Source organism: Phyllobacterium sp. SB3 (genome assembly GCF_040009165.1).
Taxonomy (GTDB): Bacteria; Pseudomonadota; Alphaproteobacteria; order Rhizobiales; family Rhizobiaceae; genus Phyllobacterium.
This window is the reverse complement of record NZ_JBDYKI010000001.1, coordinates 631,663-647,775: the sequence shown is the minus strand read 5'-3', so window position 1 is coordinate 647,775 and position 16,113 is coordinate 631,663. Positions and strand designations below refer to the sequence as shown.

General features: G+C 53.5%; 16 protein-coding genes. 2 read left to right on the top strand and 14 right to left on the bottom strand.

Translation table 11 applies throughout. The features are described 5' to 3' along the window. Positions 1-65: 65 nt before the first annotated feature. The 6 genes from pmtA to ABKW30_RS03245 form a co-directional block, all read right to left on the bottom strand. Positions 66-662: a phospholipid N-methyltransferase PmtA gene (pmtA, locus tag ABKW30_RS03270; protein ID WP_348596571.1), complete on the bottom strand. Its 597-nt coding sequence runs from the start codon at positions 660-662 to the stop codon at positions 66-68. 83 nt (positions 663-745) lie between these two features. Further along, positions 746-1,876 carry a molecular chaperone DnaJ gene (dnaJ, locus tag ABKW30_RS03265; protein ID WP_348596570.1) on the bottom strand — a complete coding sequence of 377 codons (1,131 nt, stop codon included), beginning with the start codon at positions 1,874-1,876 and terminating at the stop codon, positions 746-748. Positions 1,877-2,184: 308 nt separating this feature from the next. Continuing rightward, positions 2,185-2,688: a hypothetical protein gene (locus ABKW30_RS03260; RefSeq protein WP_348596569.1), complete on the bottom strand. Its 504-nt coding sequence runs from the start codon at positions 2,686-2,688 to the stop codon at positions 2,185-2,187. A gap of 211 nt (positions 2,689-2,899) precedes the next feature. Then, entirely contained in the window at positions 2,900-4,819 is a 1,920-nt protein-coding gene (gene dnaK / locus ABKW30_RS03255; RefSeq protein ID WP_008127427.1) for a molecular chaperone DnaK, read from the bottom strand. A gap of 239 nt (positions 4,820-5,058) precedes the next feature. Continuing rightward, positions 5,059-6,045, bottom strand: a complete 987-nt coding sequence (locus ABKW30_RS03250; RefSeq protein ID WP_348596568.1) for a Gfo/Idh/MocA family oxidoreductase — start codon at positions 6,043-6,045, stop codon at positions 5,059-5,061. A gap of 66 nt (positions 6,046-6,111) precedes the next feature. Then, positions 6,112-7,002: a LysR family transcriptional regulator gene (locus tag ABKW30_RS03245; RefSeq protein ID WP_348596567.1), complete on the bottom strand. Its 891-nt coding sequence runs from the start codon at positions 7,000-7,002 to the stop codon at positions 6,112-6,114. A 139-nt stretch (positions 7,003-7,141) separates the two neighbouring features. Between ABKW30_RS03245 and ABKW30_RS03240 the strand changes: the two genes are divergently transcribed. Continuing rightward, positions 7,142-8,137, top strand: a complete 996-nt coding sequence (locus tag ABKW30_RS03240) for an aldo/keto reductase (RefSeq protein WP_348596566.1) — start codon at positions 7,142-7,144, stop codon at positions 8,135-8,137. 70 nt (positions 8,138-8,207) lie between these two features. Here ABKW30_RS03240 and ABKW30_RS03235 read toward each other — a convergent pair whose 3' ends face one another. Further along, positions 8,208-8,411, bottom strand: a complete 204-nt coding sequence (locus tag ABKW30_RS03235; protein WP_348596565.1) for a hypothetical protein — start codon at positions 8,409-8,411, stop codon at positions 8,208-8,210. Positions 8,412-8,505: 94 nt separating this feature from the next. Next, entirely contained in the window at positions 8,506-8,823 is a 318-nt protein-coding gene (locus ABKW30_RS03230) for a hypothetical protein (protein ID WP_348596564.1), read from the bottom strand. A 407-nt stretch (positions 8,824-9,230) separates the two neighbouring features. Here ABKW30_RS03230 and ABKW30_RS03225 point away from each other — a divergent pair, with 407 nt between their 5' ends. Continuing rightward, entirely contained in the window at positions 9,231-10,043 is an 813-nt protein-coding gene (locus tag ABKW30_RS03225) for an aspartyl/asparaginyl beta-hydroxylase domain-containing protein (RefSeq protein ID WP_348596563.1), read from the top strand. A 119-nt stretch (positions 10,044-10,162) separates the two neighbouring features. Here ABKW30_RS03225 and pheT read toward each other — a convergent pair whose 3' ends face one another. From pheT to infC, 6 genes are all read right to left on the bottom strand, one after another. Then, positions 10,163-12,577 carry a phenylalanine--tRNA ligase subunit beta gene (gene pheT, locus ABKW30_RS03220; protein WP_348596562.1) on the bottom strand — a complete coding sequence of 805 codons (2,415 nt, stop codon included), beginning with the start codon at positions 12,575-12,577 and terminating at the stop codon, positions 10,163-10,165. Positions 12,578-12,657: 80 nt separating this feature from the next. Continuing rightward, positions 12,658-13,740 (bottom strand): phenylalanine--tRNA ligase subunit alpha, encoded by a 1,083-nt coding sequence (pheS, locus tag ABKW30_RS03215; protein WP_348596561.1) that lies wholly within the window; start codon positions 13,738-13,740, stop codon positions 12,658-12,660. Between the two features lie 156 nt (positions 13,741-13,896). Next, positions 13,897-14,298, bottom strand: a complete 402-nt coding sequence (rplT, locus tag ABKW30_RS03210) for a 50S ribosomal protein L20 (RefSeq protein ID WP_008127401.1) — start codon at positions 14,296-14,298, stop codon at positions 13,897-13,899. 41 nt (positions 14,299-14,339) lie between these two features. Next, the gene (gene rpmI, locus ABKW30_RS03205; RefSeq protein ID WP_008127399.1) at positions 14,340-14,540 is read right to left on the bottom strand and encodes a 50S ribosomal protein L35; all 201 of its coding nucleotides are present in this window, start codon (positions 14,538-14,540) and stop codon (positions 14,340-14,342) included. A 191-nt stretch (positions 14,541-14,731) separates the two neighbouring features. Then, positions 14,732-15,349, bottom strand: coding sequence for an isoprenylcysteine carboxylmethyltransferase family protein (locus ABKW30_RS03200; protein ID WP_348597597.1), 618 nt, complete (start codon positions 15,347-15,349; stop codon positions 14,732-14,734). Between the two features lie 98 nt (positions 15,350-15,447). Further along, positions 15,448-15,984: a translation initiation factor IF-3 gene (gene infC / locus ABKW30_RS03195; RefSeq protein ID WP_040855885.1), complete on the bottom strand. Its 537-nt coding sequence runs from the start codon at positions 15,982-15,984 to the stop codon at positions 15,448-15,450. Positions 15,985-16,113: the final 129 nt, after the last annotated feature.

Sequence of the window (16,113 nt, the reverse complement as noted above, 5' to 3'; positions counted from 1 at the left end):
TTGATCGTATTCCAATCGCACAGAAACGGCCAATATGAAAGATGAAAGCTAGGGCAAGTTTTACTCTAATCCACGCGGCGATAAACCCACAGACGAGCGGGGGGCACATTGCGGATAATGAAGTCCAGATGTTCGACTTTATAGTTACCGCGGCCAGCAGGAACCGGCGACATCGGGCCATAGGTGATCTGGACCACCGGGCGGCCGTGGGGGATACGGCGCAAAAGATCTTCGATGATCTTTACCCGATCATTGACGGGAAAATTCAGCAGCGGGACTGCCGATATAACAGAGTCAAATTTTTGATCCCGCTTGTTGCCAAGTGTCGTATCCAGATCGAAAGCATCGCCCTCAATAATGTTTACGCCGGGAAAATCCTCACGCAGATGCTCGGCAAAATCCGCCGAGTACTCCACACTGTAAAGATTGGACGGCTCGACACCGCGTTTCAGGATGGCTTTGGTGATGACACCCGTGCCCGGCCCAAGCTCAAGTACCGGAAGGCCGGAATGTGGATTAACGACACTTGCCATTCGGCGGGCAGTAATGGAACTGGTCGGCAGAATTGACCCCACTGCCTTCGGTCCGTGCATCCAACCCTTGAAGAAGCGAATTTCCTCGCCGAACTTTTCGGCAAACTTCTTACCCAGTGGTCGTGACATGCCATTCCTCCGTCGCAGCTAGACAAGTTTATGACGCAACAGATGGCAGAAGCAAGGCCGCAGCTTGCGAATGCCTCAAGAAATTATTCGCTCAGACCTTCAAAAAAATCTTTCATCCGGGAGAAGAAGCCTGTCGACTGCGGGCTGTTGTCCTGTGACGAAACACGTTCGAACTCCTCAAGCAATTCGCGCTGCTTCTTGTTGAGGTTCTGAGGAGTTTCTATCGCAATCTGGATGTAGAGATCACCCATGGCTGGCTGGCGCAAAACCGGCATGCCTTTGCCCTTGAGACGGAACTGCTTGGCATTCTGCGTGCCGTCGGGAATTTTTACCCGCGTCTGCGTGCCATCCAGCGTCGCCACCTCGAACTGACCACCGAGTGCGGCGGTCGTCATTGAAATAGGTACCTTGCAATAAAGATCGGCACCATCGCGCTGGAAGAATTCATGCGGCTTCAATGAGAGGAAAATGTAGAGATCGCCCGAGGGACCACCGCGCAGACCCGCCTCACCTTCGCCCGTCAGGCGAATACGTGTGCCGTCTTCAATGCCAGCCGGAATATTGACCGAGAGCGAACGCTCTTCAGTGATACGCCCTTGACCACTGCATTTCGGGCAAGGGTCCTTGATGATCTGGCCACGGCCATGACAGGTCGGGCAGGTGCGTTCAATGGAGAAAAAGCCTTGCGCTGCACGCACGCGTCCGGAACCGCTACAGGTTCCACAGGTAACAGGCTGCGTGCCGGGCTTGGCACCACTGCCTGAACATTCGTCACAGGTAATCGATGTGGGCACATGGATTTGCGCCGTCTTGCCCGCGTAGGCCTCTTCCAGTGTGATTTCCATATTGTAGCGCAGGTCTGCACCGCGCTCACGTCCACCGGAACGGCGCTGGCGGCCGCCACCCATCATCTCACCGAAAATGTCTTCGAATATATCTGCGAAACCACCGGCTCCGCCGCCGCCAAAGCCGCCGCCTCCCATGCCGCCATTCTCGAAGGCAGCATGTCCGAAGCGGTCATAGGCCGCCCGCTTTTGAGGATCTTTCAACGTCTCGTAAGCTTCGCCGATTTCCTTGAATTTGTGCTCGGCATTGGCATCGCCCGGATTCTTGTCAGGGTGAAATTGCATTGCCAGTTTACGGAAAGCGCTCTTCAGCTCTTTCTCATCAGCGCTTTTGCCTACGCCGAGGGTTTCGTAATAGTCAGCCTTCATCCAAACACTCGTTCCATGGAAACTCAGGAACTTCCTCAGAAGCTCGTTTAAGAGCGGTATTTAGGTGTTCACGCCCGCAAATGCCATAGTTAACTTACATTGATTCCAATGAAATGGCGCTTATTTGCGGATTATTGCGTTTGTGTGGCAAGCATCTCACGGAATACGGATGCGTTCCCTTGTTGAAACCCGGACGGGAGAGGCCTCGAATCTTAACCAAACAAAGACAGGATAGATTTTTCGGGTTGCAGAATACCGTTTAGCCGAAACGGATATGTTCCCGGAGCGCCGAACTGGATCCACAATTATTACGGCTCCAGGGGCGATACCGTAATTGGAATAGGGTTTTGGACATTGGTGTTTGTGATGCCATCATTGTTGGCAGAACTGTTATTAGTGTTCCCCTCATTATTAGCTGAGTTGTTGTTGGTACTGCCCTGACTATTTGCGGAATTGGTATTAGAAACATTCACTTGCGGTGAGCTTGCATTTCTCTGGTTTCGTACGGCAATCGAGATTGGCAAGCTGCGGGCAAGGCCTGTTACGGCAGCTTCGGAGACTGTCTGCGTCATGCTGCGTTCGGATGATGCGGCCTGTGCGACAAGTTTTGCATCACCCTTTTTTCCGATATCGAAAGTTTTGAGATGTGTAATCGTAGGAGCGGTACCTTTTCCATTCGTGGCAACGGAAATGACGTCCTGATAAACAGCTCCATTAGACAAGGTATAAGGTTTGAGAACGGTTGTTTGCGGGGACGCGCATCCCGCCAGTAACAACGACATAGACAACATGGCGAGAGAGGCAAACTTCATCGTGGCGCCTTAAAAAAACAGTTAAGTTCTGAAAAATATATTTTGCATTCGCAAAATTTGTTTTTGATCCTGAAAATATTTATGTAGTGCCACTATTACAGCGAGTTGAAAGGTGTCAATTATCCTTAAGTCTAAGATTGACGTGCAGGCCGACTAAACAAAAAAGCCCGGCACAATGGCCGGGCTTTTCATTAAACGCAGAGCGTTGGGATCAGGCAGACTTCTTCTTGCCGTCTTCGTCGATTTCTTCGAAATCGGCATCGACAACATCGTCATCAGCCTTGGCTGTTGCGTCGGCTTCAGCGCCTTCGCCAGCTTCGGCAGCCTGTGAGGCTTCGTACATGGCCTGTCCAAGTTTCATCGAAACTTCGGCAAGCGTCTGTGTCTTGGCCTTGATGTCTTCCGCGTCATCGCCTTCAACAGCAGTCTTCAACTCGGCAAGAGCAGTCTCGATGGAGCCCTTGTCTTCAGCCGAAACCTTGTCGCCATAATCCTTCAGCGACTTTTCAGTCGAGTGGATCAAAGCTTCAGCCTGGTTCTTGGACTCGACGGCCTCACGGCGCTTCTTGTCGCTCTCGGCATTGGCTTCGGCATCCTTAACCATCTTCTCGATATCAGCGTCGGAAAGACCGCCCGATGCCTGAATACGGATCTGATGTTCCTTGCCGGTGCCTTTGTCCTTGGCAGACACGTTGACGATACCGTTCGCATCAATGTCGAAACCGACTTCGATCTGCGGAATGCCACGTGGTGCCGGCGGAATGCCAACGAGATCGAACTGGCCAAGCGACTTGTTGTCGGCAGCCATTTCACGCTCGCCCTGGAAAACGCGGATCGTCACAGCGGACTGATTGTCCTCAGCCGTGGAGAAAGTCTGCGACTTCTTGGTCGGGATCGTGGTGTTACGTTCGATCAGACGTGTGAATACGCCGCCAAGTGTTTCAATGCCGAGTGACAATGGAGTTACGTCGAGCAGAAGAACGTCTTTAACATCGCCCTGCAGAACGCCAGCCTGAATGGCAGCACCCATAGCAACCACTTCGTCCGGGTTCACACCCTTGTGTGGCTCCTTGCCAAAGAAGGCTTTGACGATTTCCTGAATCTTCGGCATGCGGGTCATACCGCCGACGAGAACCACTTCATCGATTTCGCCAGCCTTGAGGCCTGCATCCTTGAGCGCGGCTTTGCATGGCTCAACCGTACGCTGGACCAGATCGTCAACGAGGCTTTCGAACTTCGAGCGCGACAGCTTCATGGTCAAGTGCTTTGGACCGGAAGCATCTGCCGTGATGAATGGCAGGTTGATTTCAGTCTGCTGCGACGAGGAAAGCTCGATCTTGGCCTTTTCGGCAGCTTCCTTGAGGCGCTGCAGAGCAAGCTTGTCGTTCTTCAGGTCGATGCCCTGTTCCTTCTTGAACTCAGCTGCGAAATATTCGACCAGACGCATATCGAAGTCTTCACCGCCAAGGAATGTATCGCCATTGGTGGACTTAACTTCAAAGACGCCATCGCCGATTTCAAGAACGGAAACGTCGAATGTACCACCGCCAAGATCGTAAACGGCAATGGTCTTGCCTTCCTTCTTGTCGAGGCCATAAGCCAAAGCAGCAGCAGTCGGCTCGTTGATGATGCGCAGGACTTCAAGACCGGCAATCTTGCCTGCATCCTTGGTAGCCTGACGCTGAGCGTCGTTAAAGTAAGCCGGAACAGTGATGACGGCCTTTTCAACCTTCTCGCCCAAATAGGCTTCGGCTGTTTCCTTCATCTTCTGCAGAATCATTGCAGAGATTTGCGAAGGCGAATACTTCTTCTTGTGAACTTCAACCCAGGCATCGCCATTGTCGCCCTTGACGATTTCATAAGGAACAAGCTTCTTGTCCTTGGCAACGGTCGGGTCTTCATAGCGGCGACCGATAAGGCGCTTGACCGCAAAAACAGTTCCTTCCGGATTTGTTACAGCCTGACGCTTGGCCGGCTGGCCAGCAAGGCGCTCATCGCTATCCGTAAAAGCGATGATCGAAGGCGTAGTACGTGCACCTTCTGCATTTTCGATGACCTTCGCGCTCTTGCCATCCATGACGGAAACGCAGGAATTGGTCGTACCCAGATCAATACCGATAACTTTAGCCATTACTCTTCTCCATTCAGCAGGCTGCCGGGACCTCTGCCGAGCATTCCATACGGGCAGCCCCTAGGTTTAACAAAATCAGGACTGCCGGGGCGGGCAGTTCCTTACAGTGTTGAGGGCTATATAAGAAGGGCTAAATTGCCATGCAAGTAAGAAGCAGTGCAATTTACACCCTTAATCGCCCAAAAAGACTCATAAAACGGCGTTTTTAGCCGGTTTCACGAGATTGCATATTCGCGATCTCAGACAGTTTCCCACTGACCCGTCTCGTCAGCCCGGTAAACAGCGTCGATGAGCTTCTGATTCAGTACCGAATCTTCCAGCGAAAACACACCAGCCTTCTCGCCTTGGGCCTCGCGTGCAAATGCCTCGACCTGCAGCCTATAGTGGTTCACTGCGCCGAAGTTGAACTCCTGTGCACCATCATGGGCGGCATTGTGCAAAGAGACTTTCGCGTGGTCATATTTGCCGGTGTTGAACGGCGCCAGCACTTCGATATAGCCCTTGTCACCGTGAAAAACGATGGACTGCCGGGCGGCAAGCTGGGTTGCCACATAGAAGTTCAGTTCAAACCCATCAAAGTCAGCCCGGATATTGGCATAGCGGTCTGTGCCAAAATCCGGATCGCGTTCGACTGTCGCGGCCACGCGAAGCGGTTCCTTTCCGGTGACAAAACGTGTTGCCACAGTCGGATAGACACCGATGTCCGGTAAGGCACCGCCGCCCAGCGATAGCTGATTGCGCATATTGCCCGCGTCTTTGTTGAAATAAGTGAAGGCCGCCTGCACCTGACGCAGGGTTCCAATGGCTCCGCTTTGCACCAGCTCACGCACTTTCAACCATTGCGGATGATAGGTGACCATGAAGGCTTCCGAAATCAAGACACCATGCGTGTCACGTGCCTTTTGCAAGGCGGCAATCTCGCTGGCATGAAGCGAAATCGGCTTTTCGCAAAGGACATGCTTGCCTGCTTCGGCAGCTTTTAATGACCATTCCACATGCTGCGAAGTTGGCAACGGGATGTAGACGCCATCAATCTCCTTGGAGGCGAGCATTTTCTCGTAGGAGCCGAATGCGTGGGGAGCACCAAAACGATCAGCCACAGCACGGGCCTTTGCAATATCCCGGCTGGCAATCCCCGAAAGCACCGAATTCTCCGCATCGCAGATTGCGGGAATAACCGCGGTAATACCAATTTTGGCGGTGGACAGAATACCCCAGCGAAACATGACGACTTCCTCTTCATAATGAGCGGACGCACCCTATTGCACTTCGCTCGTGGAAGGAAAGGCCGTTCAACCCGTATATTTGAAGAAATCGATGAAAGCGCGTAGTGCCGGACGCATTTGCCTTCGGCTCGGATAGTAGAGGTAAACGCCCGGGAATGGCGCGCACCAATCCTCCAGCACGCGGCGCAGCTTGCCATCCGCAATCGATTCGGGTGCCATATGCTCCAAAAGAAAAGCTATCCCCGCACCGCCAAGCACGGCCTCGACCACCAGCCCGTCATCGCCAAGAATAAGAGGCCCGTCAACATCAAGCACAATCTCTTCTGCGCCTTTCTCGAACTCCCAGCGATAGACCTGACCACTGGCAAAGCGACGGCGAATACAGCGGTGATCAAGCAAATCACGCGGATGCAACGGCACCGGGTATCTTTTGAAATAGTCGGGCGTGGCGACAACACTTGCGGAAATGGAATCGCTCATGCGAACCGCGATCATGTCCGATTCCAAACTTTCGCCAAGCCGCATACCCGCATCCATACCGGCGGCAACGATATCGTTGAACTGCTCCTCCACGCGCAGTTCCAGCGTAATTCCGGGATAGGTCTGGCTGAAGGCTGCCAATTTGGGTGCAAGTAACCAATGCGCAGCAAAGGGCGGTACACTGAGCCGCAGATTTCCTGCGATACGGTTATTGGCTTCCTTCACCGCATCTAGCGCCAGATCAATTTCGCCAAGTGCAGGGCGCAAGCGCTTCAGCAGCATTGCGCCCTCATCCGTGACAGCAACGCTGCGTGTGGTACGCGTAAGCAGCCGCACGCCTAATGATCGCTCCAGAGACGATACGGCATGACTTACCGCCGACGGCGCAATGCCAAGTTCCTTGGCGGCATTACGAAAACCCCCATACGTAGCAACAGTGGCAAAAATGGCTAATTGGGGAAGATGTGAGCGATCCATTGATCTATTATACAGAACAGCCTGTGAAAATTTAAGCAAATTATCGAACAGCGATTCACGATTTATGTTTGCTCCATCACACCAAAGCAATTCCGGGAAAGTCGGTTTCCATCAGGAATTGTCAAAAAGGAGATGAGTGATGGAAAAGCGCAAACTCGGAACGAACCTCGATGTATCGGCCGTTGGCCTCGGCTGCATGGGCATGACATTTGCCTATGGCGGACAGGACGAAGCAGATGCAATCCGCACACTTCACCGGGCAATCGATATCGGTGTCACGTTCTTCGACACGGCTGAAGTCTATGGCCCCTTCGACAATGAAATCCTTCTGGGTAAAGCATTCAAAGGTCGCCGTGACGAGGTGATCATCGCCACCAAATTTGGCTTCAAGATTTCCGACGAAGGCGAAGGCGCATCACGCATGATCGGAGTCGACAGCCGCCCGGAGCATTTGAAGGCTGTAGCTGAATCGTCGCTTGGCCGCTTGGGCATCGAACAGATCGACCTGTTCTACCAGCATCGCGTCGATCCCACCGTGCCGATCGAAGAAACAGTCGGGGCCATGGCCGAATTGGTCAAGCAAGGCAAGGTGAAGGCGCTCGGACTATCTGAAGCCAGTGCCGCCACCATCCGCCGCGCTCACAAGGTGCATCCGATTGCCGCAGTGCAAAGTGAATATTCATTGTGGAGCCGCGAACCGGAAGATGAAGTCTTTGCGGTCTGCCGCGAACTCGGAATTGGCTTTGTACCCTACAGCCCGCTTGGACGTGGCCTTTTGACCGGCACAATCAGCAAACCCGATGAACTTGGCGCGGACGACTGGCGAAAGACCCTGCCGCGCTTTCAGGCGGAAAACATGGATGCGAATGCTGTGCTGATTGCCACCTTGAAGGGGCTGGCCACCGACAAGGGTGTTACGCCTGCACAGCTTGCACTTGCCTGGGTGTTGCATCAGGGTGACTTCATTGTGCCAATTCCCGGTGCACGCAAGATCAAGCATCTCGAGGAAAATGCCGCTGCGGCAGGTATCAGGCTGACAGAAGCGGAACTTGCCCGCATCGGCGACGCTTTGACGCCGGATCAGGTTGCAGGAAGCCGCTATACGGAAGCTGCACTGGCCCTCGTCAACGGCTAAGTTCACTTCAAAGTTGAGGGTGCTGATTACTCAGCGCCCTCAGCTTTGTTTTAGAATACGGCCAACAGGTTCACTTTTTAACCTCTACCGGATCAAGCGGTACACTCTTGCCATCCGGGTCAACCAGCGCCTTCTTTATCGCGTTTAGAAACATCTCGGGATCGTCGATGACAACCCTGACGCTCCTGTGCTTCTTGAATGGATTCAGGCCGGAAAACTTTATTGTTGCTGTCCGTTCATCATAATGAATTTCCTGTAGTTCGCGGATACGCATATAGCTGAAGTCCTCACTTTAGGGCCGTACAGCAATATTCCCCCGAATTTTCTGTCATAATCAAGTCTTCCGGTAAAATCCGCGATATGGCCGATTAGGTGGCAGTCAGAAATACTCCGGACACGGCTGTGAGCATAAGCGCGCCTCCAGCTACTCCTGCCGCTTGCTCCCTGTTCAAAACCACGCGACCTGCCGCAAACTCCACAGCAAGAAGAAAGACGATAACTGCAAGGATCGGGTTCGTGGCAAGTCTGGGATAGATCACAGACATGGTTATATAAAACAGGCCTATGGCGGAAAGGCCGAACGTGGAAACAATCCCGCCCTGCCAGATCTTTGCACCTGTCTGGACTGCACCGAGCATGCTTCCGAGCACGGTAGTGATGGCAAGTACTGATAGAAAAAACTGCATCAAATCGCTCCTGATTCCCGGAGCGAACCTGCATTGGCAAACTGACAACAGGCTGAACAATCAACCGGCTGTATTATCCGCGATGGTGCGGGTTGCATCATCCGCACTACTCGCCTTGATCACTTCGTAGCAGTGCGGCTATTTCGGCATCATTTTCATAACTGGCAACGCGCCGGGCCAAACTGCTGCCCGGGCCATAAAGCCGGGCCTCGTTAAGTGCCCGCCAGCAATTTATCTGCCTTAGTCTTGCCAGAAACTGGCCGCAGTCCTATTCGCTGGCGCCGGTCCATCGGAACTTAGCGTCAGCGGCGTAACATACACGTAATTTCATTGTCCTATTTGTCCCAACATTAGCCAACCAACCCTGTACATTCATCGATGGTCGGGCCTTTAAAAGCTGGAATATCATGGAAAAATCCACCAAAAAATCCTTTCGGCGCTGGACTGTCGGAGTAATCCTCTTCGCCGTTCTTGCCTTCTTTATCCCCTATCTCGAATTCTTCTATCTGGCCTGCGGCATCTATGATCTGGCCCGCAACAAGAACCTGAAACTTCAGGTCGTAGAACAGTATTTCTTTGGCAATGGACTGTTTACCTGGTTGCTTTCGCCCTTGAATATCCTGCTCGATATCCTGTCTTTGCCCTACAAGAACAAGGGCGTTTACAAGCTGGAAGACCTGCCGCCAGCCTATCAGGCTGAAGTGAAGCGCCTGATCACCGCCGCGCAAAAAGAAAACATCGTCGGGCAATTGCAGCAGCGAGCCGAGCAACAGGGCCGCAGCATGTTCTTCTTCAAATGGTACGGCAAGGACCAATCAAGCTTTGCCAATGTTCCGTCCTTTTACGAGAACTATGATTATGTAAAGACGATCGGTGTTTCGGTGTTCAACAAGAAGAACTCGACATCAAAGCATTTTGGCCCGATCCGCGCGACGATTCGTGTGCTTTACAACATCAACGATATGAATGACCGCACGGCCTATATCTGGTGCGGCGATACCACCAGTTACTGGAAAGATGACAAGCTGTTTATTTTTGATGACACCCTGATGCATCAGTCCGTCAACCAGACCGACCAGACGCGCTATTGCCTGTTTGTCGATATATTGCGGCCTTCATACATACCGGGATTCTTCGCCGCCATCGTCTCGTTCATGGGCCTGATCCTGAAAGGCAGCAACTCGATATTCTACAAGAACTGGAAGGTTATTCAGAGGTAGGGATTGGCTCGCTCTCTTTGCCTCGTGCCTCTCCGACCGTCATCCTCGGGTCAAGCCCGAGGATGACGGAGAGGTAAAAGTGTAAACACAACCTCAATGAGGCTCAAACAGGCACCAGTTTACCCGCGCAATACGCCGCCGGTCTGCTTGCTCACGCTTTCGACAACGCGCTTGGTCAAAGCATCCAGATCCTCATCGTTCAAAGTGCGTTCCTGTGGCTGGATCGCTACTTCGATAGCAACGGACTTCTTATCCTCGCCCAGCGAAGCGCCCTCGAACAGATCAAAGACCTGCACCCCGACAATCAACTTCTTGTCGCTGCTTAGTGCGGCGCGAACGATGCTGCCCGCTTCGACCGATTTGTCGACAACGAATGCGAAGTCACGGCGCACAAGCTGCAAATCAGAAAGATTGAGTGCGGGCTTGGTACGGGTGGCTTTCTGCTTTGGCTCCGGGATGGCGTCAACGAAGATTTCGAAGCCGCAAAGGCTACCGCCGACATCAAGTGTTTCGAGAGTTTTCGGATGAAACTCACCAAAGGTGCCAAGAATAACCTTCGGTCCGAGCTTGATCGTGCCCGAACGGCCGGGATGATACCATGCCGGACCGCCTGCCTCGATCTGCAACTTGTCCACGGGCGCACCGCAGGCTTCCAGAACCGCAATCGCATCGGCCTTGGCGTCAAATACGCCGACCGGTGCAGCATTTCCGGACCAATGACGCCCAACACCTTCGAAATGTGCAGTGCCACGACGGACACCCGCGGCAACGCGGCGCTGATCTTCCGGCGTATTGCCCTCATAGGTACCCGAAACTTCGAACAGTGCAAGATCATTGAACCCGCGATCCGCATTGCGCTGCGCCGCTGAAAGCAAGCCCGGCAACAAGGACGGGCGCATGTCCGACATATCCGCAGCAATCGGATTACTCAGTTTGAGTTCCGGCTTTCCGCCACCAAAGGCTTTGGCCGCGCTTTCCGAAATGAACGACCAGGTAACCGCTTCCATCATGCCGCGCGATGCCAGTGCACGCTTGGCATTGCGCGTGCGAATCTGCAGCGTTGTCAGGATTTTGCTGTTGATCGCGTCGAGCCTAATCAGGGGCTGCGGCTCAATCATATCGACGCCGTGAATGCGCATGACTTCTTCAACCAGATCGGCCTTGCCATCAACGTCAGGCCGCCAGGACGGCACGGTCACGTCAACCAGTTCACCCTTGCCTAGCGGTTTGAAACCAAGGCGCGACAGGATATCGAGACTGGTTTCGGCGGAAACATCGATGCCGGTCAGCCTTTTGACTTCGGATGCCGGAAACTTGACCGTTTTAGGCGTATGGCCCTTGTAACCCACGACCGTGGTTTCTGATGGCGTGCCGCCGCAGAATTCAATAACCAGCTGTGCAGCAAGCTCCACACCCGGGATCATCTGTTCAGGATCAACACCGCGTTCGAAGCGATAGCGGGCATCGGTTATGAGGCCCAGGGTGCGGCCCGTGCGGGCAACGTTCATCGCATCCCAAAGCGCCGACTCAATGACGACATTGACCGTATTTTCATCGCAGCCGGAATGCTCACCGCCCATGACACCGGCGATGGATTCAACGCCATTCTCATCAGCGATGACGACGTTCTCCGGGCTCAGAGTGTAGTCTTTGCCGTTGAGACCGAGGATCGTCTCGCCGTCGTGCGCACGACGAACAACAAGTCCACCCTTGACCTTATCCGCATCGAACACATGCAGCGGACGGCCACGATCGAATGTCACGTAATTGGTGATGTCAACCAGCGCATTGATCGGGCGCAGGCCAATGGCGATCAGCCGCTGCTGCAACCATTTCGGGCTCGCACCATTCTTGACGCCCTTGACCGTACGCCACGCGAAGCCGGGGCAAAGATAATCCTCACCCTTCAATTCGAGCGCTACATCGACCTGTGGTGCACCGATGCCCTTTACAGGCTCGATTGCAGGCGTTTTGAGCGTGCCGAGACCGGCTGCCGCCAGATCACGCGCAATGCCATAGACACTCGTGCAATCAGGGCGGTTCGGTGTCAGGTTGATTTCGATGACAGGATCATCAAGGCCAGCATAGGCGGCAAAGCTCGTGCCGACGGGTGCATCTTCGGGCAAGTCGATAATGCCATTATGCTCGTCCGACATCTCCAGCTCACGCTCGGAGCACATCATGCCGTGGCTTTCCACACCCCGGATTTTGCCGACCGAAAGCGTAATATCAATCCCCGGCACATAAGCGCCCGGAGCAGCAAAAGCGCCGATCAGCCCTGCGCGCGCGTTGGGCGCGCCGCACACAACCTGAAGCGGCTTGCCATCCCCGGTATCGACGGTGAGCACTTGCAACTTGTCTGCATCCGGATGCCTTGAAGCGGTCAAAACTTTGGCAATGACAAACGGCTTCAGCGCTGCCTTGTCGTCGAGGGACTCGACCTCAAGACCAATCGTGGTCAGGGTTTCGACGATTTCATCAAGCGACGCCTTTGTCTCAAGATGATCTTTCAGCCAGGAGAGTGTGAATTTCATGATTTCACTCGTTTTCTGAATTTATTATGAGAGGATTCCAACCGAAGCCTTGATCCCCTTAGGAAGAGCCCAATCGCCTTTTAAGCGCTCAAGCCCCCGAACAAGGTTGGCATATCGAGCGGGCGGAAGCCGTAATGCGACAGCCAGCGAACATCGGCATCGAAAAAGGCGCGAAGATCGGGCATGCCATATTTGAGCATGGCAATACGATCAATGCCCATGCCCCATGCAAAGCCCTGATACTCATCCGGATCGAGTCCGCCATGGCGCAGCACATTCGGATGCACCATGCCGCAGCCTAGAATCTCCATCCAATCATTGCCTTCGCCGAACCTCACTTCCTTGCCGGAGCGGTCGCACTGGATATCGACTTCCAGCGATGGCTCGGTGAATGGGAAGTAGGATGGACGGAAACGCATCTTCAGGGATGGCACTTCGAAGAAGGTTTTGCAGAACTCTTCAAGCACCCATTTCATATTTGCGACATTGGCAGTCTTGTCGATAACCAGACCCTCGACCTGATGAAACATCGGCGAGTGTGTGGCATCGGAATCCATGCGGTATGTCTTGCCGGGAATGACGATACGGATCGGTGGCTTCTGCGCTTCCATGGTACGGATCTGTACAGGACTCGTATGGGTACGCAGCACACGACGATCGTTCTTCTCGTCAGGGTTGAAGAAGAACGTGTCATGCATCTCGCGCGCCGGATGACCTTCCGGAAAATTCAACGCTGTGAAATTGTAGTGGTCGGTCTCGATATCCGGACCTTCGGCAATGGCGAAACCCATATCGGCGAAGATCGCAGTGATCTCGTCAATGACCTGACTGATAGGATGGATACGGCCACGCTCTGCTGGCGAAGCGCGCAACGGCAAGGTCACATCCACTTTTTCCTTGGCGAGGCGCTCGGTGATCGCCGCATCTTTTAGCGTTGTCTTGCGTGCAGTCAGCGCTTCGGTAATGCGGTTTTTCAAACCGTTGATTGCCGGTCCCTGGCTTTGACGCTCTTCCGGCGACATCGAGCCAAGCGATTTCAGCTTTTCGGAGATCGAACCCTTTTTGCCCAGCGCCGCAACGCGAACGGCTTCTATAGCCGCTTCATCATTGGCAGCGTTGATCTGCGCAGCAAGAGTGCTTTCCAGTTGTGTAAGCTCGTCCATGGCTTTTGACCTGTTGTTCTACAGTGACGATAGTAGGTGGCGTATCTTCCCCGAGAAAGACAGAGCACCGTTAGAAAATCGAAAAACCCGCGCCAGCCGAGCCAGCGCGGGTTTCCCAAACTTAAATTTTCGAATGCTTTGGGAGCGGCGGCTGGCTTAGCGGACAGCGCCTTCAAAAGCGTTCGGTGTAGTGTCTTTGAGATATTCGAGCGCCTTCTTGGCAGAAGCCACGATTGCACCGAATGCTTCTGGCTCGTGGATCGCGAGATCCGACAGAACCTTGCGGTCAACTTCGATTCCCGACTTGGTCAGACCATCGATGAAGCGGCTGTATGTCAAACCATGCTCACGCACAGCAGCATTGATGCGCTGTGTCCAGAGCGCGCGGAATGTGCGCTTCTTGTTCTTGCGATCGCGATAGGCATATTGCTTCGAACGGTCGACAGCAGCCTTGGCGGTCTTGATTGTATTCTTGCGGCGACCGCGGAAACCCTCGGCCTGCTTCAGAACTTTTTTATGCTTGGCGTGGGACGTAACGCCCCGTTTTACACGTGCCATGATATGATCTCCTTACTTGAGGATGGATAACGTTGCCCGGATCAGAGACCGTTAGGCAGGAACTTCTTCACGATTTTCGCATCGGCATCGGCGAGAACCATGGTTCCGCGAGCGTCACGAATGAATTTGTTCGAACGTTTGATCATGCCATGGCGTTTGCCAGCGGCGGCGGCTTTGATTTTGCCAGTTCCGGTAATCTTGAACCGTTTCTTGGCAGCAGATTTGGTCTTCATCTTGGGCATTTTGCTACTCCTGATTTTGTGAGGCCATTCACTCTTGCGAGCTTCGAACCTCTGTTTTTGACTTCAGGCCGACCAAAGCCTGAAAGCATACAAAACCGCCACGGCATGCCCTGCCGGGCGGTTTGAACGGGTGCTTCTTACCAGAAGCTTGAAAAAGCGCAACTGTTGAATCGAATAAGCCAGCAAAACTATCAATAAAGCCGCAAAAGAACCGGCAAGATATCAATCGACTGCAGATATTCGACAAATTCCAGCAATGGATAGGAAACAAAGAACACCAGTCCGTCTGCCAGCGTCTTATAGAGCACAGACGGGCGAACACTCAACAGTTCGGTTTCCCTGTAAATCGAGAATTTTGGAAAGAAGCGCGGCACATCACGTTTGTAAGACAGATAGGTCTCACCGAATATGTTCTCCAGATATCCTTCTTCGGCGCGGATAACGAAGTGAAATGCCAGACAGCAGATAATGGCCAGCACCAGCCCAATGATCAGGCTACCTGTCATCATGCCGATACCGGCAGCGCCAAAGGCTGAAAACACGTAAAGCGGATTGCGGCTTATCGAATAGGGCCCAAGGCGCACGATCTCTGCGCTTTTCCGCCCGCCAATGTAGAGCGTGCACCACATGCGCCCGAGGATCGACAGGACGATGATACCGATACCGACATCCTCGATATATTCATGGTACCAGTCATTGGTCCATGCCGAACGGATGGTCATCAGGACAATCAGAATCAGCGCAATGATACCCGCGATGACCAGACGCCTGCGGCGCTGAAAACGCGCCATGTCTTTGGGAGATTTCAATGTCATTGAGCCGGTGCATCCGTTAGAGCCGGAGCTTCGCATGCCCCGAAACGGAAAAAGCCGCCCGAAGGCGGCTTTTCAAAGGCAATGAACCGGTTTTAGCGCGGCGCCAGAACCATCATCATCTGACGGCCTTCCAGCTTGGGCTCGGCTTCCACTTTGGAAATCTCAACCGTGTCTTCCTTGACCTTGTCGAGGAGGCGCATGCCAAGTTCCTGGTGGGCCATTTCACGGCCGCGGAACCGCAGCGTTACCTTGACCTTGTCGCCTTCTTCAAAGAACCGCTTAATTGCACGCATCTTCACGTCATAATCATGCGTGTCGATATTGGGGCGCATCTTGATTTCTTTGATTTCGACCGTCTTCTGCTTCTTGCGAGCTTCCGCAGCCTTCTTCTGGCCCTGGTACTTCAGCTTGCCCAGATCAACGATCTTGCAGACCGGCGGTTCGGCATTAGGTACGATCTCGACAAGGTCGAGACCCGCCTCGTCGGCCATGGCCAACGCTGCCTGAATCGTTACGATGCCGTGGTTTTCACCTTCGGCATCAATGAGCTGCACCTGGGGTACCCGGATATCACGGTTGGAACGTGGTCCATCTTTCTGGACCACCTGGGCTCTAAAGGGTCGACGAATGGCAGTAGTCTCCTTGAATTATTTCGGACCCGCAAATAGCACCACCGGGCCTTGGCCGCAATGCTTAAGCTGTACCGGCGGGCGTCAATATGACTATTTTTGGGGTAAATCGCTCAAATTAAACATAGG

Coding starts and splice junctions, on each gene's coding strand:
- pmtA (WP_348596571.1), bottom strand. CDS start 662: ATGTCACGACCACTGGGTAAGAAGTTTGCCGAAAAGTTCGGCGAGGAA.
- dnaJ (WP_348596570.1), bottom strand. CDS start 1,876: ATGAAGGCTGACTATTACGAAACCCTCGGCGTAGGCAAAAGCGCTGAT.
- ABKW30_RS03260 (WP_348596569.1), bottom strand. CDS start 2,688: ATGAAGTTTGCCTCTCTCGCCATGTTGTCTATGTCGTTGTTACTGGCG.
- dnaK (WP_008127427.1), bottom strand. CDS start 4,819: ATGGCTAAAGTTATCGGTATTGATCTGGGTACGACCAATTCCTGCGTT.
- ABKW30_RS03250 (WP_348596568.1), bottom strand. CDS start 6,045: ATGTTTCGCTGGGGTATTCTGTCCACCGCCAAAATTGGTATTACCGCG.
- ABKW30_RS03245 (WP_348596567.1), bottom strand. CDS start 7,002: ATGGATCGCTCACATCTTCCCCAATTAGCCATTTTTGCCACTGTTGCT.
- ABKW30_RS03240 (WP_348596566.1), top strand. CDS start 7,142: ATGGAAAAGCGCAAACTCGGAACGAACCTCGATGTATCGGCCGTTGGC.
- ABKW30_RS03235 (WP_348596565.1), bottom strand. CDS start 8,411: ATGCGTATCCGCGAACTACAGGAAATTCATTATGATGAACGGACAGCA.
- ABKW30_RS03230 (WP_348596564.1), bottom strand. CDS start 8,823: ATGCAGTTTTTTCTATCAGTACTTGCCATCACTACCGTGCTCGGAAGC.
- ABKW30_RS03225 (WP_348596563.1), top strand. CDS start 9,231: ATGGAAAAATCCACCAAAAAATCCTTTCGGCGCTGGACTGTCGGAGTA.
- pheT (WP_348596562.1), bottom strand. CDS start 12,577: ATGAAATTCACACTCTCCTGGCTGAAAGATCATCTTGAGACAAAGGCG.
- pheS (WP_348596561.1), bottom strand. CDS start 13,740: ATGGACGAGCTTACACAACTGGAAAGCACTCTTGCTGCGCAGATCAAC.
- rplT (WP_008127401.1), bottom strand. CDS start 14,298: ATGGCACGTGTAAAACGGGGCGTTACGTCCCACGCCAAGCATAAAAAA.
- rpmI (WP_008127399.1), bottom strand. CDS start 14,540: ATGCCCAAGATGAAGACCAAATCTGCTGCCAAGAAACGGTTCAAGATT.